The sequence below is a fragment of the Janibacter sp. GS2 genome (genome assembly GCF_051200835.1).
Taxonomy (GTDB): domain Bacteria; phylum Actinomycetota; class Actinomycetes; order Actinomycetales; family Dermatophilaceae; genus Janibacter.
On sequence record NZ_CP195161.1, the window covers coordinates 1483299 to 1509344 of the forward strand.

Below are 26046 nucleotides of genomic sequence, written 5' to 3' on the forward strand. Positions count from 1 at the left end.
GGGTCCTTCCCGGGCGGGTGCTGGTGTGGCCATTGTCCCGGCCACGTCGCCCACGCCCTGCCCCGGGTCGGGGGCGGGGCGAGCGAAGGGGGGAGACCTCAGGAGGCGACGGACTCGGGCAACCGCCCCGTGCGCCTGGTGTAGGCGCGGGTGGACTGGTGGTTGACCATGACCCTGGCCAGCTGCACGACCGCGCCGGAGACGAGGGCGAAGGCGATCGCCTCTGCCCAGTTGACCTCCGGGTCCTCCGGGTTGTCCGGGACGGTGCCGTCGGTGACGGCCGCCCACGCCTTCTCGATGACCTTCTTGGCCATGATGCCGCCACCGATGGCGGCTGCGGTCGTGGCCATGCTCCAGATCTTCTCACTCATGATGTCGGCCTCTCGGTGCTGTGGGGGTGGCGGGATCCCGGTCGCGCACGGCGCCGGGAGGTGGTTGCGCCACCGTGATCTTCGCTTGTAAGTTTACAGAGTAAGCATCAACTGGCAAGACCGCGGGGCCACCGGATGGGTGACCGCGAGCAGCCACAGGACGGGAGCGATCTCATGAGCAAGATCACCATGGCAGCGGTATTCGGGGCGGGGTACGTCCTCGGCGCCCGGGCGGGGCGAGGGCGCTACGAGGAGTTGCGCGACCGCGCCCGGGAGGTGTGGACGAACCCGAAGGTGCAGCGGCAGGCGCACAAGGTCCAGGAGCAGGCCAAGCAGGTGCCCGGACAGGTCAAGGAGCACGTGCCCGAGTCCCTGGGTGGCGACGACGGCGTCGGCGGGCAGCACCGTGGCTGAGCCGGTGCGGCCGCAGGCACAGGACGCCTCGACCGGGGAGTTGATCTCCCGGCTGAGCGAGCAGACGAGCACGCTGATCCGCGATGAGATGCGCTTGGCGCAGGCCGAGTTCAGCGCCAAGGCCAAGCACGCCGGCGTCGGTGTGGGGATGTTCGGCGCGGGCGGGTTGCTGGCCTTCTTCGGTGCGGCGGCCCTGGTCGCGACCGCCATCCTCGCGTTGGCGCTCGTGCTGCCGGCGTGGGCCGCGGCACTGATCGTGGGGGCCGTGCTCCTCATGGCCGCTGCCGTCGTGTCGTTGCTGGGCAAGAAGCAGGTCGAGCAGGCCGCGCCGCTGAAGCCCGAGCGGGCGATGGCGAACGTCCAGCGCGATGTCACCGAGGTCAAGGAAGCGAGCAGCCGTGAGCACGACTGAACCCGGGAGCACCGACCCGAACACGATCGAGACCGAGATCGCCCGACACCGCGAGGACCTGGGCGCCACCGTCGATGAGCTGACCGGGCGCCTGGATGTGAAGAAGCAGGCCAGGAGTCAGCTCGCCGATCTGAAGGCCCGGGGCGCGAACCGTGCGCGGAACGTGCGGCAGCGGGTCCAGCAGGCCGAGCCCACCGAGCTGGCCGCCGTCGCCGCTCCGGTTGTCGCGGTCGTCGTCGCCGCCGTGGTGTTGACCGTGGTGGTGAGACGGGTGCGCGGATGAGCGCCGGGGCCGCCCGGGAGGACCACGCCCGAGGCGGTGCTCCGCACCCGGAGGACGACGCCAAGCCCGAGGGCCCGAGCAAGGTCGGTGGTCCGGGGTGGAAGTACACCGGTCGCAAGGCCTTTCGGGAGTTCCTCGACGACCAGTGCACCGACCTGGCGGCGGCACTGACCTACTACTCCGTGCTGGCGGTCTTCCCGGCGCTGATCGCGATCTTCTCCCTCCTGGGGGTCGTCGGGCAGAGCCAGACCACGATCGACGCCGTCATGCCGGTGCTGAAGCAGGTCCTGGGCAGCTCGGGCTCGCAGACCCTCGAGCCGGTCGTGACGTCCTTGGCGACCTCACCGGGAGCCGGCCTGGCCCTCATCCTGGGTCTGGCGACCGCGCTGTGGTCCGCCTCGGGCTACGTCACGGCCTTCAGCCGGGCGATGAACCGCGTCTACGAGATCGGCGAGGGCCGCCCCATCTGGAAGCTGCGTCCCATCATGCTCCTGATCACCCTGGTCATGGTCCTGCTGGTGGTGCTCGTCGCCCTGATGCTCGTGCTCTCCGGGCCGGCGGCCCAGGCCGTCGGCGACCTGATCGGTCTGGGCTCGACCGCCCTGGCCGTGTGGAGCATCGCCAAGTGGCCGGTCGTGCTGATCCTGGTCATGCTCATCGTGGCGATCCTGTACTACACCACCCCGAACGTGAAGCAGCCGAAGTTCCGCTGGATCAGCGTCGGCGCCGTCATCGCGATCCTCGTGTGGGTCCTCATCTCGATCGCCTTCGGTCTCTACATCGCCAACTTCTCCAGCTACGGCAGCACCTACGGCTCGTTCGCCGGAGTGATCATCTTCCTGCTGTGGTTGTGGATCACCAATCTGGCGCTGCTGTTCGGGGCCGAGGTCGACGCCGAGCTCGAGCGCTCGCGCGAGCTGATTGCCGGCATCGGGGCCGAGCGCGACATCCAGCTCCCGGTCCGGGACGACACCAAGATCGTCAAGGACGCGGACAAGGCGCAGGAGGACATCGACCAGGGCGCGGCCCTGCGCAAGAGCTCCGGTCGCACCACCGATCCGGACGAGACCTGAGCGGTCCCGCCCTTCGCTCGTGAACCGCGCACCACGCCACGGGAGCGTGTGCCCACAGGTGCTGGTGTGGCGGGTGGGGCGCCCGTAGAGTGGAGGTGATCCGGGTCATTTTTCCGGCCACTGTCCGCTCTGGGAGGAAGTCATGGCGACGAAGAGCGCCGCGGAGCCCAAACACGCCAAGGACGGGTTCTCGTCCCGCAAGGTCTTCATCTTCGCGGCCATCGGGTCCGCGGTCGGGCTCGGCAACATCTGGAGATTCCCCTACGTCGCCTACGAGGGCGGTGGTGGCGCCTTCCTCGTTCCGTATCTGGTGGCGCTGGTCCTCGCGGGCATCCCGCTGCTGTACTTCCTGTACGCGGTCGGGCACCGCAACCGCGGGTCCGCGCCGTTGTCCCTGCGCCGCTTCTCGAAGGGTGCGGAGTGGATCGGCTGGTGGATGGTCCTCGTCGCCACGGTCATCGGCATCTACTACGCCGCGATCATCGCCTGGGCGATCAAGTACACCTTCCTCTCCTTCAACCTGGGGTGGGGTGATGACCCGGCGACCTACCTCAACGCCGACTTCCTCCAGGTGGCCGACAACCCCGGGCCCTCGCTGGACTACGTCCCCCAGGTCCTGCTGCTGATGATCGTCGTCTGGGTCTTCACCGTCGGGGTCCTGGGCATGGGGATCCAGAACGGCATCGGACGCACCGCGGTGATCTTCATCCCGGCGCTGCTCGTCGCGTTCTCGATCCTCGTGATCTACTCGCTCACCCTGGACGGTGCCACCGACGGACTGAATGCCTTCTTCTCCCCGGACTGGTCGGCACTGAAGGACAGCAGCGTGTGGATCTCGGCCGTGGGGCAGATCTTCTTCAGCCTCTCCATCGGCTTCGGCATCATGATCACCTACGCCAGCTACGTGAAGCCGAGGACCGACATGACCGGCTCCGGCGCGGTCGTGGCCTTCTCCAACTCCGGCTTCGAGCTGCTCGCGGGCATCGGTGTCTTCGCGACGCTGGGCTTCATCGCGCAGTCGACCGGTCAGGCGATCGATGAGGTCGTCGCCAGTGGTATCGGCCTGGCCTTCGTCGCCTTCCCGACGATCATCAACGAGGCCCCCGGTGGCGCATTCCTCGGCGTGCTCTTCTTCGGCTCGCTCGTGCTCGCCGGCCTGACCTCGCTCATCTCGATCGTCGAGGTCATCATCGGCGCGGTCCGCGACAAGGCCGGCATCTCCCGTCGGGCGGCCACCTACATCGTGGGCATCCCGATGGCGGTCGTGAGCATCGCGGTCTTCTCCACCACGGGCGGGCTCTACGTGCTGGACACGATGGATGCCTTCGTCAACTCCTTCGGCATCGTCGGGGCCTCGCTGATCGTGATGCTGGCGCTGTCCTGGGTCTTCCGCAAGCTGCCGGTCATGGCGGCCCACATGAACGTCCACGGTTCGATCAAGCTGTTGGGCTGGTGGAAGGCGCTCGTCGCGGTCATCATCCCCGCGGCCCTGGCCGTGATGCTCTTCCAGGAGTTCCAGAACAAGCTCGAGACGCCCTACGGGGACTACCCGGCCAGCCTGGTGAACACCTTCGGCTGGGGCATGGCGGCCGCGCTGCCGATCATCGCCGTCATCCTCTCGCTCCTGCCGTGGCGGGGTGTGACCGCCGTGGAGGACCAGGGCGACCCGTACGCCGATCACGCGCTCGCGGACGGAGGTGAGCAGGCATGACCACAGGGGCCATCATCATGATGATCGTCGCGATGCTCATCATCTGGGGTGGGCTCGCCACCGCCATCTGGAACCTCATGGTGCGCGGCGACGTCGACCCGGATGACGTGCGCGGCGCCGAGCTGCACCGGGATCTCTGACACCGCCGAGTCGATGTACGAGAGTGCGCCCAGACGCACTCTCGTACATCGACTCCGGTGCGGTCTGTCGGTGCCCCCGGCAGGATTCGAACCTGCGGCCCCTGGTACCGGAAACCAGTGCTCTATCCCCTGAGCTACGGAGGCGGGATGTGACGTGCCGGATGAGATTAGCACCGGCCGCGCCCGTCCCGAGAATCGATCCGGCGCAACGGGCCGCCGACCCCCGGACCTAGACTGAGCGACCGTGACCCCCGAAGAGCTTTCCGCAGCGATCCGCGCCGCCCTCACCGCCGCCGTCGAGGCCGGCGAACTGACCGTCGAGGTCCCCACCGAGATCCGCGTGGAGCGACCCAAGCAGAAGGGGCACGGCGACTGGACGAGCAACATCGCGATGCCGTTGGCCAAGCCCGCCGGCATGAAGCCGCGTGACGTCGCCGGGATCGTCGCGGAGCGTCTGGGCGCCACCGAGGGGATCGCCGACCTCGAGATCGCCGGGCCCGGGTTCCTCAACATCACCCTCGAGGCGGCGTCCGCCGGCGCACTCGCCCGCAGCATCGTCGAGGAAGGCGCGACCTACGGCCACAACTCGGCGATGGTCGGCCACACCGTCAACGTCGAGTTCATCTCCGCCAACCCCACCGGCCCGCTGCACATCGGGCACACCCGCTGGGCGGCGCTCGGCGACTCGATGCGCCGCCTGCTCCTCGCCTCCGGCGCGGAGGCCACCGCTGAGTACTACATCAATGACGCCGGGGCGCAGATGGACACCTTCGGTGCCTCGGTCCTGGCCCGGGCGAAGGGGGACCCGACCCCCGAGGGCGGGTACCCCGGGGCGTACGTCGACGACCTGGCGCAGATCGCCCTTCGCGCCCGACCCGACCTGCTCGACCTGCCCGACCAGGAGGCCCTCGCGGTCGCCCGTCAGCTCGGGTACGAGGCCCAGCTGACCGACATCCGCGACACCCTCGACGACTTCGGCGTGCACTTCGACGTCTGGTTCTCCGAGAAGGAGCTCCATGAGGGCGGGGCGGTCTCCGCGGCCATCACCCGGCTGCGCGAGCAGGGTCACGTCGACGACCGCGACGGAGCGGTCTGGCTGCGCACGAGCGACTTCGGCGACGACAAGGACCGCGTGATGATCCGGGCGGACGGCGTGCCGACCTACTTCGCCGCGGACGCCGCCTACTACCTCGACAAGAAGGACCGCGGCTTCCCGGAGAAGATCTACCTCCTGGGCGCCGACCACCACGGCTACATCGGTCGGCTCAAGGCCATCGCGGCCTGTGCGGGTGACGACCCCGAGCACAACATCGAGATCCGCATCGGGCAGCTGGTCAACCTCAACGGCGCCAAGCTGTCCAAGCGCGCCGGCAACATCATCGAGCTGCGCGACCTCATCTCGTGGATCGGCGCGGACGCCGTGCGCTACAACCTCGCCCGGTACCCCGCGGACTCGCCGCTGAGCCTCGACGGCGAGGAGCTGCGCAAGCAGACCAACGACAACCCGGTCTTCTACGTCCAGTACGCCCACGCGCGCACCTTCAACGTCGCCCGCCTGGCCGCCGAGGACGGCGTCGACCCCGGGGCCGGCTTCGACCCGGGCCTGCTCTCGGACCCCACCGAGGCCACCCTGCTCGCGGCCCTCGGGGACTTCCCGCGGATCGTCGCCCACGCGGCCCAGCTGCGGGAGCCGCACCGCGTGGCCCGCTACCTCGAGGACCTCGCCGGTCACTTCCACAAGTGGTACGACACCTGTCGCGTGCGCCCGCGCGCCGACGAGGAGATCACCGACACCCACCGCACCCGCCTGTGGCTCAACGACGCCACCCGCCAGGTGCTCGCCAACGGACTGGACCTGCTCGGCGTCTCCGCGCCCGAGCGGATGTGAGGCGGTCATGGCAACGAACATGAGGGCCCACGAGGCCGGAATCCTCCACGCCGACGGCTACGGCACCACCCCCCACTGGTTGCCCGAGCCGGAGGACCTCAGCGAGCTCATGCCGCGGCTGTGGGCGGTCAACACCCGCCGCAACGCGGCCGGTGAGCTCTGCGTCGCCGGGGTGCCGGTCACCGCCATCGCCCGTGACTTCGGCACGGCCGCCTACGTGCTCGACGAGGACGACTTCCGAGCGCGGGCCCGGGCCTTCCGCGACGACTTCACCGCCCCCTTCGAGCCCATCGGTGGAGCCGACGTCTACTACGCGGGCAAGGCCTTCCTCTGCACGGCCGTCGCCCGCTGGATCATGGAGGAGGGGCTCTTCCTCGACACCTGCTCCGCCGGCGAGATGGCGGTCGCGCAGCGGGTGGGCTTCCCGCCCGAGCGCATCGCGCTGCACGGCAACAACAAGTCGCGCGCCGAGCTGCGGCAGGCCCTTCAGTGGGGGGTCGGGCGGATCGTCGTCGACTCCTTCGCCGAGATCGACCGGGTCGCGGAGATCGCGGCAGGGCTCGGGACCGTCGCGCCGGTCATGGTCCGCGTCACCGTGGGGGTCGAAGCGCACACCCACGCGTTCATCGCCACCGCGCACGAGGACCAGAAGTTCGGCTTCTCCCTGGTGGGCGGCCTGGCGCGGAAGGCCGTCGACCGCATCGTGGCGAAGGGGGAGTCCCTGCGCCTGCTCGGGCTGCACAGCCACATCGGCAGCCAGATCTTCGACACCTCGGGCTTCGAGATCGCGGCCCGTCGCCTCATCGACCTGCACACCGAGGTCGCCGACGAGCACGGCATCGCGATGCCGGAGATGGACCTCGGTGGCGGCTACGGCATCGCGTACACCTCCGAGCACGATCCGCTGACCCCCCAGCAGCTCGGGCAGCAGATGGGAGAGCTCGTCGAGCGTGAGCTCGCGGTCTTCCAGGACGCGCACCCCGAGGCGCCGGTCCCGCGCATCTCCATCGAACCCGGCCGGGCGATCGCCGGACCGAGCGCCTTCACGCTCTACGAGATCGGCACGATCAAGGACGTCGAGGTCACCGCCGACCTGACCCGAACCTACGTCAGCGTCGACGGTGGGATGAGCGACAACGTGCGCACCGCGCTCTACGGCGCCGACTACTCGTGCACCCTCGCGTCACGTACCTCGCACGCCGAGCAGCGTCTCGTGCGCGTCGTCGGGCGACACTGCGAGAGTGGCGACATCGTCGTCATGGACGAGTACCTGCCGGAGGACATCGCCGAGGGCGACCTCATCGCCGTGCCCGGCACCGGCGCCTACTGCCGCAGCCTGTCCAACCAGTACAACCACACCCCACGTCCGCCCGTCGTCGCCGTGCGCGACGGCGTCGCGCGGGTCATCGTCCGCCGCGAGACGATCGATGACCTCCTCGCTCTGGATGTGGACGAGCCCACCCCGTCACAGGAGGTCCGATGACCACGGCGCCCAGCCAGACCAGCCCGACGGGCCCGGCTCATCCCGGTCGCCCCCTTCGCGTCGCCCTCCTCGGCGGCGGGACCGTCGGCGGCAGCGTCGCGCGGATGATCACGACGCAGGGTGAGGACCTCGCCCAGCGGATCGGACGACCCCTCGAGATCGTCGGCATCGCCGTGCGCCGGGCGGGCCGCGACCGCTCGGACCTGGGGGTCGACCCCCAGCTGTTCACCACCGACGCCGAGGAGCTGGTGACCCGGGCGGACATCGTCGTCGAGCTCATCGGCGGCATCGACGCCGCCCGCAGCCTCATCCTGCGGGCCATGGAGCACGGTGCGTCCGTGGTCACCGCCAACAAGGCGCTGCTCGCCGAGGACGGACGCACGCTCCACGAGGCGGCCGCGGAGCACGAGGTCGACCTCTACTACGAGGCCTCGGTCGCCGGGGCGATCCCCATCCTCCGGCCGATCCGCGACTCGCTCGCCGGTGACTCGATCACCCGCATCACCGGCATCGTCAACGGCACGACGAACTTCGTGCTCGACGCCATGGAGACCACCGGGGCGGGCCTCTTCGACACCGTCGAGCGCGCGCAGGCGCTGGGGTACGCCGAGGCCGACCCGACCGCCGACGTCGAGGGCTTCGACGCCGCCGCGAAGGCCGCCATCCTCTCCTCGCTCGCCTTCCACACCCGGGTGACCAGCGACGACGTCCACCGCGAGGGCATCACGGGGGTGCGCTCCGCGGACATCCAGGCCGCGCGGGACATGGGCTGCACCGTGAAGCTGCTCGCGATCTGCGAGAAGGTCGAGGGCCCCGACGGCGTCGGAATCTCCGCCCGGGTGCACCCCGCGATGATCCCGCTGACCCACCCGCTGGCATCCGTGCGCGAGGCCTACAACGCCGTCTTCGTCGAGGCCGAGGCCGCCGGTGAGCTGATGTTCTACGGCCAGGGCGCCGGCGGGGACCCGACCGCCAGCGCCGTCCTCGGTGACATCGTCGCCGTCGCCCGCACCCGGGTCACCGGTGGGCGGGGGCCGGGTGAGAGCGCGTACGCGCAGCTGCCCGTGCTGTCGATGGGCCAGGCGATCACCCGGTACCACGTCAGCCTCGAGGTCGCCGACCGATCGGGCGTACTCGCCTCCGTCGCAGCGGTCTTCGCGGACAACGACGTGTCAATCGGCACCGTCCGGCAGCAGATCGTCACCGACGAGGACGGCACCGCCCGGGCCGAGTTGATCATCGTCACCCACGCGGCGACCGATGCCGCGCTCTCCGCGACGGTCGACGAGCTCGCCGGGCTCGACACCGTCACCGAGGTCACCTCCGTCATGCGTGTGGAAGGAAGCTGACATGGCCCACCAGTGGCGCGGCATCATCACCGAGTACGCCGACCGTCTGCCGATGCTGGCCGGCGCCCCGATCATCACGCTGCGCGAAGGGGGGACCCCCCTCATCCCCGCCGAGCACCTGAGCGAGCTCGTCGGCGCGCAGGTCCATGTGAAGTACGAGGGCCTCAACCCCACCGGGTCCTTCAAGGACCGGGGCATGACGAGCGCGATGTCGGTGGCGGCGGCGAAGGGGGCCAAGGCGGTCATCTGCGCCTCCACCGGCAACACCTCCGCCTCCGCGGCGGCCTATGCGACGAAGGCCGGCATGACCTGCGCGGTCCTCGTGCCCGAGGGCAAGATCGCCATGGGCAAGCTCTCGCAGGCGATCGCGCACGGTGCGACGCTGCTCCAGGTCGACGGCAACTTCGACCACTGCCTCGACGTGGCCCGCAAGCTCGCCGAGAGCTACCCGGTCGAGCTGGTCAACTCCGTCAACCCGGCCCGCATCGAGGGGCAGAAGACGGCCTCCTTCGAGATCGTCGACGCGCTCGGTGACGCCCCGGACATCCACTGCCTCCCGGTCGGCAACGCCGGCAACATCACCGCGTACTGGCGCGGCTACCGCGAGTACGCCAGCGAGACCGAGGGCGTCGGCGGGATGCTGTCGGCCGTGTCCACGAGGACGCCGCAGATGTGGGGTTTCCAGGCCGCAGGGTCGGCGCCGATCGTCCTGGGCCACCCCGTCGACGAGCCGGACACCATCGCCACCGCGATCCGGATCGGCAACCCGGCGTCGTGGACGCAGGCCGAGCAGGCCCGCGACGACTCCGGCGGCTCGATCAGCGCGGTGACCGACGAGGAGATCCTCCAGGCGCACCGGCTCCTGTCCGCACGCGAGGGCATCTTCGTCGAGCCGGCCTCTGCGGCGTCCGTGGCCGGCCTGCTCAAGGCGAGCGCCGTCGGGCTCGTCCCGAAGGACGCGACGATCGTGTGCACCGTGACCGGCCACGGGCTGAAGGACCCGCAGTGGGCGCTGAAGAACGCGGACGGGTCCGACATCGCGCCGGTGAACGTGCCGGCCGAGGCCTACTCGGTCGCGCGCGAGCTCGGACTCCAGGGCTGAGCGTGACGATCCCCGTCGGCTCGAGCGTCACCCTGCGGGTGCCTGCCTCGAGCGCCAACCTGGGTCCCGGGTTCGACTGCGTCGGGATCGCGCTGGGCGTGTGGGACGAGGCGACCGCGACCGTCACGCAGGAGCCCGGACTCGTCATCGAGGTCACCGGGGCCGGGGCCGATGCCGTGCCGCGGGACGAGCGCCACCTCATCCACCGGACGATGACGACGACGTGGCGCCACCTCGGCGTGGAGGCTCCGGCCGGTCTCCACCTGAGCACCCACAATGCGGTGCCCCACGGGCGTGGGCTGGGTTCCTCGGCGACCGCCATCGTCACGGGTGTCGCTGCCGCGCAGGCACTCTCGACCGGTGGCGAGCTCGACCTGGATGTCGTCAACACGATCGCCTGCGCGCTCGAGGGGCACCCGGACAATGCCTCGGCCAGTGTCTTCGGCGGTGCGACCCTCTCGGTGACCGAGGCCGGTGAACCGCTGACGACGACCCGGACCGTCCCCCTTCGCCTCGACGAGCGGATCGTCCCCGTGGTCCTCGTGCCGCAGACGACGCTGAGCACGCACACGGCGCGCTCGGTGCTGCCCGAGCTCGTGCCCCTCGCCACCGCCGCCGCCAACTCCGCGCGCACCGGTGTGCTCGTGCACGCCCTGACGAGCGATCCGTCGTTGCTCACCGCCGGGACCACCGACCTGCTCCACCAGGAGTCGCGTCGCCCGAGCTACCCGCAGAGCATGGCCCTGGTGGATGCGCTGCGCGGTGGGGGACTGGCCGCGACGATCTCGGGTGCCGGCCCCTCCGTCCTCGTGCTGACGACGGCCGAGCACATCGGTCGGGTCGGCGAGATCGCGGCCACGCGGGGCGCGGTCTGGCAGGTGCTCACGCCCGGCGTGCCCGATCGGGGAGTTCATCGAGTGGGGTGAGGTGTGACGGGACGGGTCAGTGATACATTGGACTTGCTCCACACAACTCCCCAATGCCTCGGCGAACCAGTCGAGGGCATGTGCGGACAGGAGCTCCCCCCACGTGAGCGCCATCGGGCCTCCGGGCGCGGCGCACGGTCGTGGGGATCTCATCACAGCATCCCGTGTTGACGGGATTCATCTCAGCCTGCCCTTCGCGGCGGGCATGACGAGGGAAAGGGTCCTTCGTGACCGAAACCACCACCGGCGAGAACACTGCTGCGGAGACCGGCGACACGCCGCGTCGTTCCGGGGCACTGAGCGCGATGCGCCTCGCCCAGCTTCAACAGCTCGCGTCGAGCATGGGCATCACCGGCACTGCCAAGATGCGCAAGAGCGACCTCATCTCCGCCATCCGGGCGCAGCAGTCCGGCTCCTCCGCGCCCTCGAGCGCGCAGCAGCCTGCAGAGACCACGCCTGCGGAGACCACGACGACCAACCGCCCGACGAAGGGCGACACCCCCGCCGAGCAGGCCCCCGTCGCGCAGGCTCCGGCTGCCGAGGCGCCGTCCGAGACAGCCGGCTCCGCGAGGAAGGGCGGCGAGCGTCAGGACGGTGAGCCGTCCCGCGACGAGCAGCCGCGTGACGAGCAGTCGCGCGTCGCGCGCCCCGAGGGGGGACGCGACCAGCAGTCCGAGTCCGAGGGCGGCGGCGACCAGGGTGGCCGCAACCGCAACCGCGGGAACGGTGGCAACCGCAATGACGGGGGCAACCGCAACCAGGGCGGCAACCGCAATGACGGTGGCAACCGCAACGACGGTGGCAACCGCAACGACGGCGGCAACCGCAACGACGGCGGCAACCGCAACGACGGCGGCAACCGCAACGACGGCGGCAACCGCAACGACGGTGGCAACCGCAACGACGGCGGCAACCGCAACGACGGCGGCAACCGCAACGACGGCGGCAACCGCAACGACGGCGGCAACCGCAACCAGGGCGGTAACCGCAACGACGGCGGTCAGTACCGCGACGACGAGCCCGGTGGACGCCGCCGCAACCGCAACCGCAACCGCAACCGGGACAAGCAGCGCCGTGGCGGCGGGCAGCAGTACGACGACGTCGAGCCGCAGATCAGCGAGGACGACGTGCTCGTCCCCGTCGCCGGCATCCTCGAGATCCACGACAACCACGCCTTCGTGCGCACCTCCGGCTACCTGCCCGGCCCGAACGACGTCTACGTGCCGGTCGGCATGGTCAAGCGCAACGGCCTGCGCAAGGGTGACGCGGTCACCGGTCAGGTCAAGGCCACCCGCGAGGGCGAAGAGCCCCAGGTGACCATCGGCGGCAAGGGCAACCGGGGCAAGTACAACCCGCTGGCCACGCTCGAGACCGTCAACGGGATGACCCCGGACGACGCCAAGCGCCGCGCTGCCTTCGGCACCCTCACGCCCCTCTACCCCCAGGAGCGTCTGCGCCTGGAGACCGACTCCGGCATCCTCACCACCCGGATGATCGACCTCGTCGCCCCGATCGGCAAGGGCCAGCGCGGCCTCATCGTCGCCCCGGCCAAGGCCGGCAAGACGATGGTCATGCAGTCCCTGGCCAACGCCGTGACGACGAACAACCCGGAGTGCCACCTCATGGTCGTCCTCGTCGACGAGCGTCCCGAGGAGGTCACCGACATGCAGCGCGCGGTCAAGGGCGAGGTCATCGCCTCGACCTTCGACCGGCCCGCCGATGACCACACCACGGTCGCCGAGCTGGCCATCGAGCGCGCGAAGCGCCTGGTCGAGATGGGTCACGACGTGGTCCTGCTCCTGGACTCGATCACCAAGCTCGGTCGCGCCTACAACCTCGCCGCCCCGGCGAGCGGGCGCATCCTCTCCGGTGGTGTCGACTCCGCCGCGCTGTACCCGCCGAAGAAGTTCTTCGGCGCGGCGCGCAACATCGAGAACGGTGGCTCGCTGACCATCCTCGCCACCGCGCTCGTCGAGACCGGCTCGCGCATGGACGAGGTGATCTTCGAGGAGTTCAAGGGCACCGGCAACATGGAGCTCAAGCTCGACCGTGGCCTGGCCAACCGGCGGATCTTCCCGGCGGTCGACGTCAACGCCTCCGGTACCCGTCGCGAGGAGATCCTCCTCGCGCCGGAGGAGCTGCGGATCATGTGGAAGCTGCGTCGGGTCCTCGCCGCTCTGGACACCCAGCAGGGTGTGGAGCTGCTCCTGGACCGCCTGCGCAAGACCAAGACGAACTACGAGTTCCTCACCCAGGTCGCGCAGACGAGCTCGATCAAGCTCGGCGACGAGGACGAGTCCGCCTAGGCGACCCACCCCCTTCGCCACCAGACACGGCCAGTGGCCGCCACCCCTCACGGGTGGCGGCCACTGGCATGTCTCGGCCGGAGGCGCTTCGTCAGGAGAGTTGTGCCGCAGGCAGATAGCCTGCGGCCAGACCAACCGCCAACATCGGAGGACGCATGACGCAGGGGATGGTCCTGGTGGCCGACGACGACGTCGACATCAAAGACCTCGTGACCTTCAAGCTCGAGAACGCCGGCTACTCGGTCGTGGCCGTCTCCGACGGGGACGAGGCCCTCCGCCAGGTGCGCGAGCTGCAGCCGGACCTCGCGGTCCTCGATGTGATGATGCCCGGCCTGTCGGGGCTGGATGTGCTTCGCGAGATCCGCACCGACGAGGGCCTCGCCGGGACCAAGGTCATCCTCCTCACGGCACGCGCGCGGGACGTCGACGTCGACGCCGGCTTCAGCACCGGTGCCGACGACTACCTGACCAAGCCCTTCAGCCCCCGTGAACTCGTCCACCGGGTCGGCGCGCTCATCGGGCGCGGCTGACGCCGTGCAGATCGTCGTCCAGCCGTGGATCCTTCGGTTGAGCCTGTGGGTCGTGCTCGCGACCTTCCTCGTCCTCCTCGCGACGATCGTCATGGCCAGGGTCGTGCGTCGCCAGCGCTCCCGGGTCCTCGACCGTGACCTCGTCCCCGTGCGCTCCGACGTCCTCGCCATCGCCTCCGGTGACGACGACGAGGAGGCCGACGGGAGACTCCGTCGTCTGCGTGGGAGAGCCGCGGAGCTCGTCGAGCCGCTGCTCGTCGGGTACCTCAGCAAGGTCCGGGGGGCACCGGCGCAGCGGATCGTCGACATCCTCATGGCCCACGGACTCGTGGCGCGAGCGCGCAGGGGCCTCACCTCGTGGTCCGGGACCCGACGGGCCCGCTCGGCGTGGGTGCTCGGGGTCATGCGCATCGGTGACGCCGCGAGCGAGGTCGTGCCCCTGCTCCAGGACCGTGACCGAGGGGTGTCGGTGACCGCAGCCCGCTCTCTCGGCATGCTGCGCGACGACAGCTCGGCCGACGCGCTGCTGGCCGCGGTCGCACCGGGGCGTCGGGGGCGCGGCGAGTTGCCGGTCTGGGTCGTCGTCGAGGCCCTCGGCGGCCTGGGAGCGGACGCCGCCGAGGCGATCGGCCGGGCCCTGCAGAGCGAGGATGCCTCGACCCGTGCGGTCGCGGCCATGACGATCGGTCGCGGCCAGCACCTCTCCCAGAGGAGTCGCCTCCTGGACGTCGTCGCGCACGAGGAGGACCCGACCGTGCTGGCCGCGATCGCCCGCTCGCTCGGTGAGATCGGCGACCCGAGTGTCGTGCCCACGCTGACCGGGCTGACCGACCGGGCCCACTCCAGGTCCGTGCGGCTGTCCGCCATCTCAGCGCTCGGTGAGATCGGTGGCCCCGCGGCGACCGAGGTCCTCACCGCTCTGCTCGCCGATGGCGACACCGGGGTCGAGGAGCTCACCGCCGAGGCGCTCAGCGGCCTGGGCCGGCCAGGCGTCGACGTGCTGCAGACGGCCGCCCGTGCCGGGCTGGCCGGAGCGGCCGCGGCCGAGTACGCCCTCGTGATGCACTCCCTGCGCGAGCCGATGCCCGGGGGCGCCTGATGGATGACCTGCTCGAGCCCACCACCTCACTCGTCGAGACGATCTTCGACGGCATCGCCCTGCCCGTCCTCGTCTACTTCCTCCTGATCAACACCTCCTACCTCGTCCTCATCGTCGCCGCAGCACTGGAGTTCCGGCGCTCGACCCGACAGCTCCCCTTCGCCGGCCGGGAGGAGCTCCTGGGCTCCGGCATGGTGCCCGGGGTCACCGTCGTCACGGCGATGTTCAACGAGGAGGCCGGGATCAAGGTGGCGGCCCAGTCGATGCTCGCCCTGCACTACCCGCGGCACGAGGTCGTCATCGTCGACGACGGCAGCACCGACGGTGGCTTCGAGGTCCTCCGGGCGGCCTTCGACCTCGTCGAGGTGCCCCGGCGGATGCCCGCCGACGTCGCGGTCCGCGAGTCCGCGACGTCCGTGCACGTCCCGCGCAACGGCCGGACCCGGCTGACGGTGGTGCGCAAGCCCAACTCCGGGCGCTCCGACTCGCTCAACGTCGGCGTGAACTTCGCGACCCAGGACCTCGTCGTCTTCGTCGACTCCGACTCGATCCTCGACCCCGACGCCCTGCTCGCGGTCGTGCGGCCCTTCGCCGAGGACCCGGTGCGCGTGGTCGCCGGCGGTGGGGTGATCCGCGCCGTGAACGGGTGCATCGTGCGCGGGGGCCGGGTCACCGAGGTGCGGATGTCGAGGAACTGGCTCGCCCGCATCCAGGTCGTCGAGTACCTGCGCGCCTTCCACCTCGGTCGCTCCGGGTGGTCGCGCCTGAAGTCGCTCATCCTCATCAGCGGTGCCTTCGGCGTCTTCCGCCGCGACGTCCTCGTCGAGGTCGGCGGGCTGGACCCCGCGAGCATCGGCGAGGACTTCGAGCTCGTGCTCCGCGTGCACCGGCACATGCGGCGCCAGCGTCGCGACTACCGGGTGCAGTTCATCTCCGAGCCGATCTGCTGGACCGAGGTCCCCGAGACGACGGCCGTGCTGCGCAAGCAGCGGGCGCGCTGGCACCGGGGGCTCTGGGAGACCCTGTGGGCCTACCGGTCGATGCTGCTCAACCCGCGCTACGGACGGGTCGGTCTCATCGCCATCCCGTACTACTGGCTCTTCGAGCTCATCGCGCCGCTGCTGGAGCTCTTCGGTCTCGTCCTCGTCACCGTCGGGTGGCTGCTCGGGGTCGTCGACATCGGCTACTTCCTGCTCTTCATGGCCGTGGCCTACGGCTACGCGATGCTCGTCACCCTCGCCGCGATGACCGTCGAGGAGCTGAGCTTCCACAAGTACCCCCGGTGGCGTGACCTCGTGAGCACCGCCGCCGCCGCGGTCGTCGAGAACATCGGCTACCGGCAGGCCACCGCCATCTGGCGGATCGAGGGCTGGGCGCACAGCCTGACCGGGCGCAAGCAGGTGTGGGGGACGATGACCCGCACCGGCTTCGACACCGGTGACGAGGAGGGCGGGTGAGCCCGCGCAGCACGGTGGCCCGGGTGCTCGAGCGCCTCGTCGTCGTGCTCTCGGTGATCATCCTGCTGATGTCGGTGACGTCGATCGTCTCGATCCTCGTCATCCAGCGCGAGGTCCGTGGGACCGCCACCACCATCAGCCCGTTGATCGAGGACAGCACCAGCCTGCGCGTCGACGTCACCGAGGCGCAGACGCACTACCGGACGTACCTCCTCATCGGGGATGCCGCCTCCCTCGATCGCTATCGTGCCTCGCGCCGGGCCTTCGAGGAGGACAAGGAGGACCTGCGGACCTCGGCGGCGCGCAGCAGCGTCGATCCCCAGCAGGTGCGTGACTTCCTCGACGCGGGGGAGGCGTGGTTCGAGGCGGCGGACGCCGAGATCGCCGCCGGTGACGAGAGGGACGGTCAGGGGGTCGCGCGGACCTCGCAGAACTTCGACCGGGTGACGCAGGAGCACGATGCCCTCGTCGTCGAGATCGCTGAGGCTCGGCAGGAGCGTCGCGACCGCTACGGCCTGGCCATGAACGGCGGGATCGCGCTCATGGGGCTGGCCACCCTCCTCGCCCTGGTCGTCACCGTCCACCAGGGCCGGCGCGCGCTCGGTCGCCTGGCCCGCCCCCTCCAGGCCCTGCACCGGGTGGTCATGCGCCAGGCGGGCGGCGCCACGCAGGCCCGCGCGGACACCACTCGGGGAGCCGACGAGGTCGTCGCCCTGGCGAGCGCCTTCAACTCGCTGGCCGAGGCCAATGCGTCGATGCAGGACGAACGGGAGCGTCGCCTCGATCTCTACCGCACGACCGGCAGCGTGGCCGGTGTGCTCAGGACCCGCGAAGGGGGGTGGGACGGGGCGTGCGCGAAGCTCGGCGCCGGCCTCGGGGCGGATGCCACCTCCATCTACCGGCTCACGGGCGAGGACACCGCCTCCCGCTTGGGTGGTTGGCACTCCTCCGGCGCCGGCTTCCCGCCCGCACTGGACGACGTGGTCGTTCCCGGTCTGGCGCGCATGCTCGCCGACACCCCGATCCTGCAGGCGGACGGTGCCGCGGAGATCGCGCTGACCTTCCCCCCGGCCCTGCGGGCTCTCGCCGAGCACCAAGGGCTCGAGGGATGGGTGCTGCACCCCATGTTCTTCGGCGACGAGGCCGTCGGGGTCCTCTCGGTGGCGAGCCTGCGCGAGCACTCGTGGGACGAGGCGCAGATCCAGGCGATGGCCCGGGTCGCGGAGTACGGTGCGCACACCCTCGTCGAGCAGCGGTACGTGACATCCCTCGAGGAGCTCGACGAGCAGAAGTCGGTCTTCATGGCGACCACGAGCCACGAGCTGCGCACACCACTGACCTCGATCGCCGGGTACCTCGAGCTCCTCGAGGACGGCGACTACGGCTCGCTGACCGACCCCCAGTCGCGGGCCCTGGGCATCGTCTCCCGCAACGTCGAGCGACTGCGCAGCCTCATCGATGACCTCCTCCTGCTCAACCGGCTGGACAGCGGCCAGAGCCGGGTCGATCGGCGCGAGCACGATGTCGGCAGCAGCGCGGCACGCGTGGGGGAGCAGTTCGCTCCCGTGGCAGCGGCAGCGGGGGTCGACCTGATGCTCGAGGAGGCGCCGGGCCCGGTGCTCGTCCTGGCAGACCCGACCCAGATCGAGCGGGCCGTGGGCAACCTCGTGAGCAATGCGGTGAAGTTCACGCCGTCGGGTGGCACGGTGCGGTTGAGCGTTCTTCCCGGGCAGGACGAGGTGCGCATCGTCTGCGCCGACACCGGCATGGGGGTCCCGGCCGCCGACCAGACCCACCTGTTCACCCGGTTCTTCCGGGCGACGAATGCGCAGCACGAACAGGTCCAGGGCACGGGTCTCGGCCTGGTCGTCGTGGAGACGATCGCCGCGGCGCACGGCGGCTGCGTGGAGCTGACCTCGGTCGAGGGCGAGGGCACCACGGTGACGATCGTCCTCCCGACGGTGGCGGGTACCGACCGCCGGGTCAGCCCCCTTCGTCCTGCTCCGTGCTGAGGATGAACTCCTCCAGCAGGTCGGCGAAGCGCACCGGATCGTCGAGGTGGGGGAAGTGGCCGGCCCCGTCGAAGAGCTCGACCCGGGAGCCGGGGACGGAGGCCTGTGCCTGAATGGCGTGGTGCGGGGGGATCATCCGGTCCTTCGACCCCCAGACGATGAGGGTCGGTGGCGGCGTGGTGTCGGTGAGGTGGTCGTGGGCACTGATGCTCTGTCCTCCGACGTCGATCACCGCGCGGGTGGTCTTGAGGAAGGCCTGCCGACTCGCTCGGTCACCCAGGGAGCTGAAGCCGAACCAGATCGCCGTCGTGTCGGCTCCCGGCCTCCAGCCCATCCTGCCGAGGGTTCGGCCGACGGCCCCGGCCCGGGTGAGCACCCAGCCGGAGGCGGCGAGGCTGAGCACCTGGTCGGCGCCGGGCAGGGTGGCCGAGCGCAACCACGGGCTGACCTCCCGCCCGAGTCCCCCGCTGGAGACGAGGACCAGGCGGTCCACGCGCTCGGGGAAGAGGTAGAAGAACTGCATGGCGATGCCACCGCCGAGCGAGTGCCCGACGAGGGTCACCCGCTCGATCCCGATGCGGTCGAGGAGGTCGCGCAGGGTGCCCGCGTGCGACCCGAGGGAGTAGTCGCCGGCCGGTTTGTCCGACTCCCCGTGGCCGAAGAGGTCGGGCACGATCACACGGGTGGTGTCGTCGAGGCGGTCGATCAGGCGACCCCACTGGCGCTGTGAGCCCAGGATGCCGTGGATGAAGAGCACCGCCGGGCCGGTCCCGGTGTCCAGATAGGAGAAGGAGTGGCCGTGCAGGGTGACCGTGCTGGGGGTGATGCGTTCCATGGCCAACTCATCTCGATCGGGAAGGGGCGCCCCCACCAACGTAGTCGCCGTGGGTGCCCGGGCGAGCCGGGTCGGGGCGGGGGACGGGGGTGGCGCTCAGTCCTGGGGGTCGTCCGAGCGCTCGAGACGCAGCCGCATCTCGGGGAAGGTCGAGTCCGTGAAGCCGAAGCGCTCGTACATCGAGCGACCGTCCTCGGTCGCGTGGAGTGTGACGACCTCGACGTCGGTGTCCTCGGCGAACCACTCCAGCAGGGCCTCGAAGGTCGCGTGGGTGAACCCCAGCCGCCGGTGCCGGGGAAAGGTCGCGACGTTGGAGATCAGCCCGCCGACCCCGGAGCGCGTGGGGGAGGGCATGAGGTCGATGATCTGCCCCATCCCGCAGGAGACCACGGTGCCGTTGGCCTCGGCCACGACGATGTGGGTGCTCGGGTCGGACAGGTGCAGCTGCGTCCAGCGCGCGGCCTGACGCTGCCACTCGGCATCGAGGACCTCGGCCGAGGAGGTGCCCATCGCCTCGAACATCAGCGCCCGCAGGGCGATGATCGTCGCGATGTCGTCCGAGGCCGCCGGGCGGATGACGGAACCCTCGAGGGGGCCGACGGCCGGCTCTCCTCGTCGGTCCCGTCCGTGTCGGCGAGGCAGTCTGGGGGTGCGTGGGGACATGTCCCCATCCTGCCGCAGGCACGGCAAGGCGCTGCGGGAACACCCATGGGCCGATCGGTGTTTTGTCCACTGTGTCAGGTCTCTGGCACACTCTTCACGTCGATCCGGTTCACGACACGCGGCACCAGAGCCGCAGCTGTCCGGCCCCCACCAGGGCGCAGCGTCGACCCGGACACTCACGGACCCAAGGAGCACCACGTGCAGAAGGACATCCACCCCGCATACGAGACGACCACGGTCACGTGCACCTGCGGCAGCACCTTCACCACCCGCAGCACCAAGCCGGACCACGAGATCCGCGCCGAGGTGTGCAGCCAGTGCCACCCGTTCTACACGGGCAAGCAGAAGATCATGGACACCGGTGGCCGCGTGGCCCGCTTCCAGAAGCGCTACGGCCAGAAGACCGAGGCCAAGTAGTTTCCACGATGCGCCGGTCAGCCCACTCGGGTTGACCGGCGCATCAGTGTTTGACGAGGTCCGCGCTGCCCCATCCCTCTCCCGGAGGTCCCCGTGCTCGAGTCCGTCGACGGCCTGCTCACCGAGCACGCCGAGCTGGAGGCCTCCTTGGCCGACCCCGCCGTCATCGGTGACCCCGACCGGCTGCGGGAGATCAACCGGCGCTACTCCCAGCTGACGCCGATCGTCACCGCGCAGCACGAGTACGCGCGGGCCGAAGGCGACCTCGAGGCCGCGAAGGAGCTCGCGGACGAGGACCCCGCCTTCTCCGAGGAGCTGCCGGCGCTGCAGGAGGCCGTGGCCGAGGCCGAGGCCCGGCTGCGTCGCCTGCTCATCCCTCGCGACCCCGATGACGACAACGACGTGATCCTCGAGGTCAAGGCGGGCGAAGGGGGAGCGGAGTCCGCCCTCTTCGCCGGGGACCTGCTGCGCATGTACCTGCGACACGCGGAGAAGCGTGGGTGGAAGACCGAGATCCTCGACTCCACCGAGTCCGATCTGGGCGGCTACAAGGACGTGCGGGTCGCCGTCACCGCCAAGGGGAGCCCCGCGCCGGGGGAGGCGCCGTGGGCCCGCCTGAAGTACGAAGGGGGAGTCCACCGCGTCCAGCGCGTCCCCGTCACCGAGAGCCAGGGGCGGATCCACACCTCTGCCGCGGGGGTGTGGGTCATGCCCGACGTCGGTGGGGTCGTCGAGGTCGACATCGACCCGCACGACCTGAAGATCGACGTCTACCGCTCCTCCGGGCCCGGCGGGCAGTCGGTGAACACCACCGACTCGGCCGTGCGGATCACCCACGGGCCCACCGGCACCGTCGTCTCCTGCCAGAACGAGAAGTCACAGCTGCAGAACAAGGAGTCCGCGATGCGCGTGCTGCGCGCCCGGCTCCACCAGATGGCGATGGACGAGGCGGCCGCCGAGGCCGCCCAGGCGCGGGCATCACAGGTCCGCACCGTGGACCGCTCGGAGCGGATCCGGACCTACAACTTCCCGGAGAACCGGATCAGCGACCACCGCACCGGCTTCAAGGCGCACCACCTCGACACCGTCCTCGACGGTGATCTCGACGCGGTCATCGACTCCGCGGTCGAGGCCGACGAGGCCGCCCGGCTGGCCGCGCTCGCCGGGGAAGGGGAGTGACCTCCCTTCGCGCAGAAGTGGACCGAGCCGTCACGGCACTCTCCGGTGCCGGGGTGCCCTCGCCGCGGATCGACGCGGTGCTGCTCGCCGGCCACGTCCTGGGCGCCGACCGCTCCGAGGTCGAGCGCCGGCTGCTGCTGGGGGGTGAGCTCGACGAGGCCCTCGCGGGTCGCCTGGTCGACCTCGTCGCCGAGCGGTGCGACCGGGTGCCGCTGCAGCACCTCACCGGGACCGCGCCCTTCCGCCGCCTCGAGCTGCAGGTGGGGCCGGGGGTCTTCGTGCCCCGTCCGGAGACCGAGGTCGCCGTCGACCACGTGCTCTCGGAGCTGGCAGCCAGGGTGCTCGCCGGACGGCCCGCGCCGGTGGTCGTCGACCTGTGCGCCGGCTCGGGAGCCCTCGCCCTCGCCGTCGCCGACGAGGCACCGGACGCATCGGTCACCGCCGTCGAGGTCAGCGATCTCGCGCTCGCCTGGGCCGGACGCAACATCGGGGCCACCGGGCTCCCGGTGACACTCGTGGCCGCCGACGCGAGCGCCGACCCGGCCGGTGTGCCGGGTCTGGCGGAGCTGATCGGCCGGGTCGACGTCGTCGTGAGCAACCCGCCCTACATCCCCGCCGGGATGGTGCCGATCGAGCCCGAGGTCGCCGACCACGACCCCGAGCTCGCGCTCTACGGGGGCAGCGAGGACGGCCTGGCCATCCCGCTGGCCGTCGCGGTGAGCGCCGCTGCGTTGCTGCATCCCGGAGGGCTCCTCGTGATGGAGCACGCCGAGAGCCAGGGGGAGTCACTGCCGCGGGCCCTCGGTGCGACCGGTCGGTGGGTCGACGTCGCCGACCACCCCGACCTCTCCGGGCGCGCTCGCACGGTCACCGCCCGCCGCGCGCCCTGAGACACCACGAGGGGCCCGACGGATGCCGGGCCCCTCGTGGTGTCTCGGGAACGGTCAGAGGATGAAGCTGAGCAGAGCGACGATCAGCAGCACGCCCACGATCGTCCAGATCAGGCTCGAACCACGCATGTTCTCCTCCTTCGTCAGGCAACCCTTGCCATCGATCGCTTCCTTACCCGGTGACGGCGCGGTCATGCACGGTGCTGCTCGGCAGTCGGGGTCCGGGTCATAGGGTGGGGGACATGAGCCCTGTCGTCGATGCGACCACCAGCGAGCGCGAGGCGAGTGTGGCCACAGCCGTCGACGCCGTGCGCCGCGGCGAGGTCGTCGTCATCCCCACCGACACCGTCTACGGCATCGCGGCCGATGCCTTCGACCGTGATGCCGTCGCCGCCGTGCTCGAGGCCAAGGGGAGGGGCCGGGACATGCCCCCGCCCGTCCTCGTCCCCGACGTGCGGACCGTCGACGGACTGGCCCGTGGCGTCCCGGCGCAGGCTCGTCGACTCATCGACGCCGTGTGGCCCGGCCCGCTCACCCTCGTGCTCTGGGCGCAACCCTCCCTCCACTGGGACCTCGGGGAGACCGCCGGCACCGTGGCCCTGCGCATGCCCGATGACGAGGTCGCCCTCGAGGTCCTGCGCGAGACGGGGCCCCTGGCCGTGACGAGCGCCAACCGCACCGGCGAGCCGGCCGCCACGACCATCACCGATGCCGCGGTCCAGCTCGGCCCCGCCGTCAGCGTCTACGTCGACGGAGGTCCGCGCACGAGCGTCCAGCCGTCGACGATCGTCGACTGCACGGGCGAGCACCTGCACGTGCTGCGTGAGGGCGCGATCGACCGAGCCCGTCTCGAGGAGATCCTCGGTGCGGGCTTCGACGAGGACCCCGACGGCGCGGCGGCCGAGACGGCCGGCACCGACGCCGTGGACGACACCCGCGTCCCGGACGCGGCGCAGCAGTGGGATGATCCCACCGACCCCACCACCGACACGGAGGACCCGCGATGACCGATGACACCTTCTACGGCTCCGACTTCGGCGCCCTGAGCAGCTTCGACCCGGAGATCGCCGGGGTGCTCACCAGCGAGCTGGACCGGATCCGTGGTGGGCTGCAGCTCATCGCCAGCGAAAACATCTCCTCGCCGGAGGTCCTCACCGCTCTCGGCTCGACCCTGAGCAACAAGTACGCGGAGGGGTACCCGGGTCGTCGCTACTACGGAGGCTGCTCCGAGGTCGACAAGGCCGAGCTGCTGGCGATCGAGCGCTGCACGAGCCTCCTCGGCGCCGACCACGCCAACGTGCAGGCCCATTCCGGCGCCAGCGCCAACCAGGCGGTCTACGGCGCCTTCCTCGCCCCGGGGGAGAAGATCCTCGCGATGTCCCTGCCGCACGGGGGCCACCTGACCCACGGCACCAAGGTCTCCTTCTCCGGCAAGTGGTTCGACGCCGTCCACTACGGCGTCGACCCCGAGAGCGAGGACGTCGACTACGACGAGATGGAGCGTCTGGCCAAGGAACACCGCCCGAAGGTCATCTGCTCCGGTGGCTCGGCGATCCCGCGACTGATCGACTTCGAGCGGATCCGCGCGATCTGCGACGAGGTCGGCGCGATCATGTGGGTCGACGCGGCGCACTTCATCGGTCTCGTCGCCGGCCAGGCCATCCCGAGCCCGGTGCCCTACGCCGACGTCGTCACCTTCACCACGCACAAGGTGCTGCGCGGCCCCCGCTCCGGGGCCCTGGTGTGCAAGGAGGAGCACGCCAAGGCGCTCGACAAGGCGATCTTCCCGATGATGCAGGGCGGCCCGCAGATGCACACCATCGCGGCAAAGGCGGTCAACTTCAAGGAGGCCGCCACCCCGGAGTACCACCAGTACGCCAAGAAGGTCATCGAGAACGCCAAGGTCCTCGCCGACGAGCTCGGTGAGCGGGGCATCCGTCCGACGACCGGCGGGACCGACACCCACCTCGCGCTGCTCGACCTGCAGGGCGTCGAGGTCACCGGCAAGGACGCCGAGGCCCGGTGCGACGCGGCCGGCATCACGCTGAACAAGAACGCCATCCCGAACGACCCGCAGAAGCCGTCGATCGCCTCGGGCGTGCGCGTCGGCACCCCCTGCGTGACGACCCAGGGGATGGGCACCGAGGAGATGGTCACCATCGCGGAGCTCATCCACACGGCCGTGACGAAGGGGGACGCCGACCCCGAGCACGAGGTCTCCCGCCAGGTCCGGGGCACCGTCACCGACCTGGTGAACCAGTTCCCGGCCTACCCCCGCTGATCCAGCAGGGCGGGGGCGGAGGTCGCGGATGAGGGAGTACGTCTACGTCTTCCTCATCGCGCTCGTGACGACCTACGTCTGCGTCCCGCTCATGCGGAGCCTGGCCGTCAGGGTCGGGGCCTTCACCGAGGTGCGGGAGCGGGACGTCAACGTCACCCCGGTCCCGCGCCTGGGCGGGGTCGCGATGTTCGTCGGCTATGCCGCGGCGACCCTCGTGGCGTGGCGGATGCCCTTCCTCCGGCAGGTCTTCGAGACCGGGGAGCTCGTGGGCGTCCTCGTCGGCGCGGGCGTCGTCTGCCTCGTCGGGGCGATCGACGACGTGCGAGAGCTCGACGCGCTGACCAAGCTCGCCGGCCAGCTCGTCGCTGCCGCGATCATCGCCTTCGCCGGCGTCCAGTTCTTCTCGCTGCCGCTGGGCACCGTCACCGTGCTGCCGGCGCCCCTGCTCGTGCTCATGACGATCTTCGTCGTCGTCCTGTGCATCAACGCGGTGAACTTCATCGACGGCCTCGACGGGCTCGCCGCGGGTCTGGTGGCGATCGCGGCGATCGCCTTCTTCATCTACAGCTACCTCATCTCGGGCAGCTACGCGCCGCCGAACGTCTTCTCCTCCGCGACCTTCGTCTCGGCGGCCCTGGCCGGCAGCTGCCTGGGCTTCCTGCCGCACAACGTCTTCCCGGCGCGGCTGTTCATGGGGGACTCCGGGGCGCTGACGCTGGGGCTGCTGCTCGCCGTGGCGACGATCCTCAACGTCGGCCAGATCAACCCCGAGCAGGTCAGCGCCAACCAGGTCGCGGCGACCGTGCTCCCGCTGCTCGTCCCGATCTCGATCATGCTGCTGCCGCTGCTCGACGTCGTCTGGGCCGTGGTGCGCCGCACGGCGCGGGGCCAACGCCCGTGGCACGCGGACAGCCAGCACCTGCACCACCGGATGCTGCAGATCGGCCACGGCCACCGGCGTGCGGTGCTCCTGCTGTGGCTGTGGGCGGGTGTGGTCGCGATGGGCGCGGTGAGCTTCGTCTTCGTGCCGCCCCTCATCGCCGCCGCCGGGGGAGTGGCCATGCTCGTCGTCGCCGCCGCGCTCACGACCTGGTTGCCGCGCTTCTCCCTGCCCGGTCACCGACCCAAGGAGTTCGACAGCTCGGGCCGCCGTCTCGACGCCTGAGGTGCTCGATTGGTCGCCCCCGGGGCGCTTGTGTAAACTTTCACAAGCGCCCGCAGGACC

26 protein-coding genes and 1 tRNA gene are annotated in these 26046 nt (G+C 70.6%); 22 read left to right on the forward strand and 5 right to left on the reverse strand.

Annotation, left to right across the window (positions count from 1 at the left end):
• Window positions 1-98: 98 nt before the first annotated feature.
• The gene (locus tag ACR9E9_RS07260) at window positions 99-371 is read right to left on the reverse strand and encodes a DUF4235 domain-containing protein (RefSeq protein WP_435203140.1); all 273 of its coding nucleotides are present in this window, start codon (window positions 369-371) and stop codon (window positions 99-101) included.
• Window positions 372-545: 174 nt separating this feature from the next.
• Between ACR9E9_RS07260 and ACR9E9_RS07265 the strand changes: the two genes are divergently transcribed.
• The 6 genes from ACR9E9_RS07265 (at window position 546) to ACR9E9_RS07290 (ending at window position 4404) form a co-directional block, all read left to right on the forward strand.
• Entirely contained in the window at window positions 546-785 is a 240-nt protein-coding gene (locus ACR9E9_RS07265; protein WP_435203142.1) for a hypothetical protein, read from the forward strand.
• Window positions 778-1197 carry a phage holin family protein gene (locus tag ACR9E9_RS07270; protein ID WP_435203144.1) on the forward strand — a complete coding sequence of 140 codons (420 nt, stop codon included), beginning with the start codon at window positions 778-780 and terminating at the stop codon, window positions 1195-1197. Before ACR9E9_RS07265 ends, ACR9E9_RS07270 begins: the two co-directional genes overlap by 8 nt.
• The gene (locus tag ACR9E9_RS07275; protein WP_435203146.1) at window positions 1184-1480 is read left to right on the forward strand and encodes a DUF3618 domain-containing protein; all 297 of its coding nucleotides are present in this window, start codon (window positions 1184-1186) and stop codon (window positions 1478-1480) included. Before ACR9E9_RS07270 ends, ACR9E9_RS07275 begins: the two co-directional genes overlap by 14 nt.
• Window positions 1477-2553 (forward strand): YihY/virulence factor BrkB family protein, encoded by a 1077-nt coding sequence (locus ACR9E9_RS07280; RefSeq protein ID WP_435203148.1) that lies wholly within the window; start codon window positions 1477-1479, stop codon window positions 2551-2553. The genes ACR9E9_RS07275 and ACR9E9_RS07280 overlap by 4 nt, the downstream gene beginning before the upstream one ends.
• Before the next feature lie 142 nt (window positions 2554-2695).
• Complete coding sequence (locus ACR9E9_RS07285) at window positions 2696-4264, forward strand: sodium-dependent transporter (protein ID WP_435203150.1); 1569 nt, start codon at window positions 2696-2698, stop codon at window positions 4262-4264.
• Window positions 4261-4404, forward strand: coding sequence for a methionine/alanine import family NSS transporter small subunit (locus ACR9E9_RS07290; RefSeq protein ID WP_435203152.1), 144 nt, complete (start codon window positions 4261-4263; stop codon window positions 4402-4404). Before ACR9E9_RS07285 ends, ACR9E9_RS07290 begins: the two co-directional genes overlap by 4 nt.
• 71 nt (window positions 4405-4475) lie before the next feature.
• Here ACR9E9_RS07290 and ACR9E9_RS07295 read toward each other — a convergent pair.
• Window positions 4476-4548 (reverse strand) — tRNA-Arg (locus tag ACR9E9_RS07295).
• 100 nt (window positions 4549-4648) lie between these two features.
• On the opposite strand from ACR9E9_RS07295, the gene argS reads away from it, so the two are divergent.
• From argS to ACR9E9_RS07345, 10 genes are all read left to right on the forward strand, one after another.
• Window positions 4649-6292, forward strand: coding sequence for an arginine--tRNA ligase (argS, locus tag ACR9E9_RS07300; RefSeq protein ID WP_435203154.1), 1644 nt, complete (start codon window positions 4649-4651; stop codon window positions 6290-6292).
• Between the two features lie 19 nt (window positions 6293-6311).
• Window positions 6312-7775, forward strand: coding sequence for a diaminopimelate decarboxylase (gene lysA, locus ACR9E9_RS07305; RefSeq protein ID WP_435203601.1), 1464 nt, complete (start codon window positions 6312-6314; stop codon window positions 7773-7775).
• Window positions 7772-9124, forward strand: a complete 1353-nt coding sequence (locus tag ACR9E9_RS07310) for a homoserine dehydrogenase (protein WP_435203156.1) — start codon at window positions 7772-7774, stop codon at window positions 9122-9124. Before lysA ends, ACR9E9_RS07310 begins: the two co-directional genes overlap by 4 nt.
• Before the next feature lies 1 nt (window position 9125).
• A complete protein-coding gene (gene thrC / locus ACR9E9_RS07315) occupies window positions 9126-10226 on the forward strand; it encodes a threonine synthase (protein ID WP_435203158.1) in 1101 nt (366 codons plus the stop codon).
• Between the two features lie 2 nt (window positions 10227-10228).
• Entirely contained in the window at window positions 10229-11152 is a 924-nt protein-coding gene (thrB, locus tag ACR9E9_RS07320; RefSeq protein WP_435203160.1) for a homoserine kinase, read from the forward strand.
• A 227-nt stretch (window positions 11153-11379) separates the two neighbouring features.
• Window positions 11380-13458: a transcription termination factor Rho gene (rho, locus tag ACR9E9_RS07325; RefSeq protein ID WP_435203162.1), complete on the forward strand. Its 2079-nt coding sequence runs from the start codon at window positions 11380-11382 to the stop codon at window positions 13456-13458.
• A gap of 155 nt (window positions 13459-13613) precedes the next feature.
• Complete coding sequence (locus ACR9E9_RS07330) at window positions 13614-13988, forward strand: response regulator transcription factor (RefSeq protein WP_435203164.1); 375 nt, start codon at window positions 13614-13616, stop codon at window positions 13986-13988.
• Window positions 13945-15087 (forward strand): HEAT repeat domain-containing protein, encoded by a 1143-nt coding sequence (locus ACR9E9_RS07335; RefSeq protein WP_435203166.1) that lies wholly within the window; start codon window positions 13945-13947, stop codon window positions 15085-15087. Before ACR9E9_RS07330 ends, ACR9E9_RS07335 begins: the two co-directional genes overlap by 44 nt.
• Window positions 15087-16544 carry a glycosyltransferase family 2 protein gene (locus ACR9E9_RS07340; RefSeq protein ID WP_435203168.1) on the forward strand — a complete coding sequence of 486 codons (1458 nt, stop codon included), beginning with the start codon at window positions 15087-15089 and terminating at the stop codon, window positions 16542-16544. Before ACR9E9_RS07335 ends, ACR9E9_RS07340 begins: the two co-directional genes overlap by 1 nt.
• Complete coding sequence (locus tag ACR9E9_RS07345) at window positions 16541-18556, forward strand: ATP-binding protein (protein ID WP_435203170.1); 2016 nt, start codon at window positions 16541-16543, stop codon at window positions 18554-18556. The genes ACR9E9_RS07340 and ACR9E9_RS07345 overlap by 4 nt, the downstream gene beginning before the upstream one ends.
• Here the strand turns inward: ACR9E9_RS07345 and ACR9E9_RS07350 are convergent.
• Entirely contained in the window at window positions 18528-19391 is an 864-nt protein-coding gene (locus tag ACR9E9_RS07350; protein WP_435203172.1) for an alpha/beta fold hydrolase, read from the reverse strand. The two genes, ACR9E9_RS07345 and ACR9E9_RS07350, sit on opposite strands and share 29 nt — an antisense overlap.
• A 96-nt stretch (window positions 19392-19487) precedes the next feature.
• Window positions 19488-20054: a GNAT family N-acetyltransferase gene (locus ACR9E9_RS07355; RefSeq protein ID WP_435203174.1), complete on the reverse strand. Its 567-nt coding sequence runs from the start codon at window positions 20052-20054 to the stop codon at window positions 19488-19490.
• A 198-nt stretch (window positions 20055-20252) separates the two neighbouring features.
• On the opposite strand from ACR9E9_RS07355, the gene rpmE reads away from it, so the two are divergent.
• The 3 genes from rpmE to prmC all read left to right on the forward strand — a co-directional run bounded on the left by rpmE (window position 20253) and on the right by prmC (window position 22540).
• The gene (rpmE, locus tag ACR9E9_RS07360) at window positions 20253-20471 is read left to right on the forward strand and encodes a 50S ribosomal protein L31 (protein WP_435203176.1); all 219 of its coding nucleotides are present in this window, start codon (window positions 20253-20255) and stop codon (window positions 20469-20471) included.
• Window positions 20472-20564: 93 nt separating this feature from the next.
• Entirely contained in the window at window positions 20565-21650 is a 1086-nt protein-coding gene (gene prfA / locus ACR9E9_RS07365) for a peptide chain release factor 1 (RefSeq protein WP_435203178.1), read from the forward strand.
• On the forward strand, window positions 21647-22540 hold the full coding sequence (prmC, locus tag ACR9E9_RS07370; RefSeq protein WP_435203180.1) for a peptide chain release factor N(5)-glutamine methyltransferase: 894 nt from the start codon (window positions 21647-21649) through the stop codon (window positions 22538-22540). Before prfA ends, prmC begins: the two co-directional genes overlap by 4 nt.
• Window positions 22541-22594: 54 nt before the next feature.
• On the opposite strand, the gene ACR9E9_RS07375 is transcribed toward prmC, so the two are convergent.
• The gene (locus tag ACR9E9_RS07375) at window positions 22595-22735 is read right to left on the reverse strand and encodes a hypothetical protein (protein ID WP_435203182.1); all 141 of its coding nucleotides are present in this window, start codon (window positions 22733-22735) and stop codon (window positions 22595-22597) included.
• Window positions 22736-22782: 47 nt separating this feature from the next.
• Here ACR9E9_RS07375 and ACR9E9_RS07380 point away from each other — a divergent pair, with 47 nt between their 5' ends.
• Genes ACR9E9_RS07380 through ACR9E9_RS07390 form a run of 3 tightly spaced genes read left to right on the forward strand, consistent with a single transcriptional unit; the run spans window position 22783 to window position 25986 of the window.
• Entirely contained in the window at window positions 22783-23547 is a 765-nt protein-coding gene (locus ACR9E9_RS07380; RefSeq protein WP_435203184.1) for an L-threonylcarbamoyladenylate synthase, read from the forward strand.
• The gene (glyA, locus tag ACR9E9_RS07385; RefSeq protein WP_435203186.1) at window positions 23544-24821 is read left to right on the forward strand and encodes a serine hydroxymethyltransferase; all 1278 of its coding nucleotides are present in this window, start codon (window positions 23544-23546) and stop codon (window positions 24819-24821) included. The genes ACR9E9_RS07380 and glyA overlap by 4 nt, the downstream gene beginning before the upstream one ends.
• A 28-nt stretch (window positions 24822-24849) precedes the next feature.
• Window positions 24850-25986: an MraY family glycosyltransferase gene (locus ACR9E9_RS07390; RefSeq protein WP_435203188.1), complete on the forward strand. Its 1137-nt coding sequence runs from the start codon at window positions 24850-24852 to the stop codon at window positions 25984-25986.
• Window positions 25987-26046 lie beyond the last annotated feature (60 nt).

Coding starts and splice junctions, on each gene's coding strand:
- ACR9E9_RS07290 (WP_435203152.1), top strand. CDS start 4,261: ATGACCACAGGGGCCATCATCATGATGATCGTCGCGATGCTCATCATC.
- ACR9E9_RS07310 (WP_435203156.1), top strand. CDS start 7,772: ATGACCACGGCGCCCAGCCAGACCAGCCCGACGGGCCCGGCTCATCCC.
- glyA (WP_435203186.1), top strand. CDS start 23,544: ATGACCGATGACACCTTCTACGGCTCCGACTTCGGCGCCCTGAGCAGC.
- ACR9E9_RS07265 (WP_435203142.1), top strand. CDS start 546: ATGAGCAAGATCACCATGGCAGCGGTATTCGGGGCGGGGTACGTCCTC.
- ACR9E9_RS07375 (WP_435203182.1), bottom strand. CDS start 22,735: ATGACCGCGCCGTCACCGGGTAAGGAAGCGATCGATGGCAAGGGTTGC.
- thrC (WP_435203158.1), top strand. CDS start 9,126: ATGGCCCACCAGTGGCGCGGCATCATCACCGAGTACGCCGACCGTCTG.
- ACR9E9_RS07350 (WP_435203172.1), bottom strand. CDS start 19,391: ATGGAACGCATCACCCCCAGCACGGTCACCCTGCACGGCCACTCCTTC.
- ACR9E9_RS07340 (WP_435203168.1), top strand. CDS start 15,087: ATGGATGACCTGCTCGAGCCCACCACCTCACTCGTCGAGACGATCTTC.
- ACR9E9_RS07285 (WP_435203150.1), top strand. CDS start 2,696: ATGGCGACGAAGAGCGCCGCGGAGCCCAAACACGCCAAGGACGGGTTC.
- ACR9E9_RS07330 (WP_435203164.1), top strand. CDS start 13,614: ATGACGCAGGGGATGGTCCTGGTGGCCGACGACGACGTCGACATCAAA.
- ACR9E9_RS07355 (WP_435203174.1), bottom strand. CDS start 20,054: ATGTCCCCACGCACCCCCAGACTGCCTCGCCGACACGGACGGGACCGA.
- lysA (WP_435203601.1), top strand. CDS start 6,312: ATGAGGGCCCACGAGGCCGGAATCCTCCACGCCGACGGCTACGGCACC.
- ACR9E9_RS07260 (WP_435203140.1), bottom strand. CDS start 371: ATGAGTGAGAAGATCTGGAGCATGGCCACGACCGCAGCCGCCATCGGT.
- ACR9E9_RS07280 (WP_435203148.1), top strand. CDS start 1,477: ATGAGCGCCGGGGCCGCCCGGGAGGACCACGCCCGAGGCGGTGCTCCG.
- ACR9E9_RS07390 (WP_435203188.1), top strand. CDS start 24,850: ATGAGGGAGTACGTCTACGTCTTCCTCATCGCGCTCGTGACGACCTAC.
- ACR9E9_RS07380 (WP_435203184.1), top strand. CDS start 22,783: ATGAGCCCTGTCGTCGATGCGACCACCAGCGAGCGCGAGGCGAGTGTG.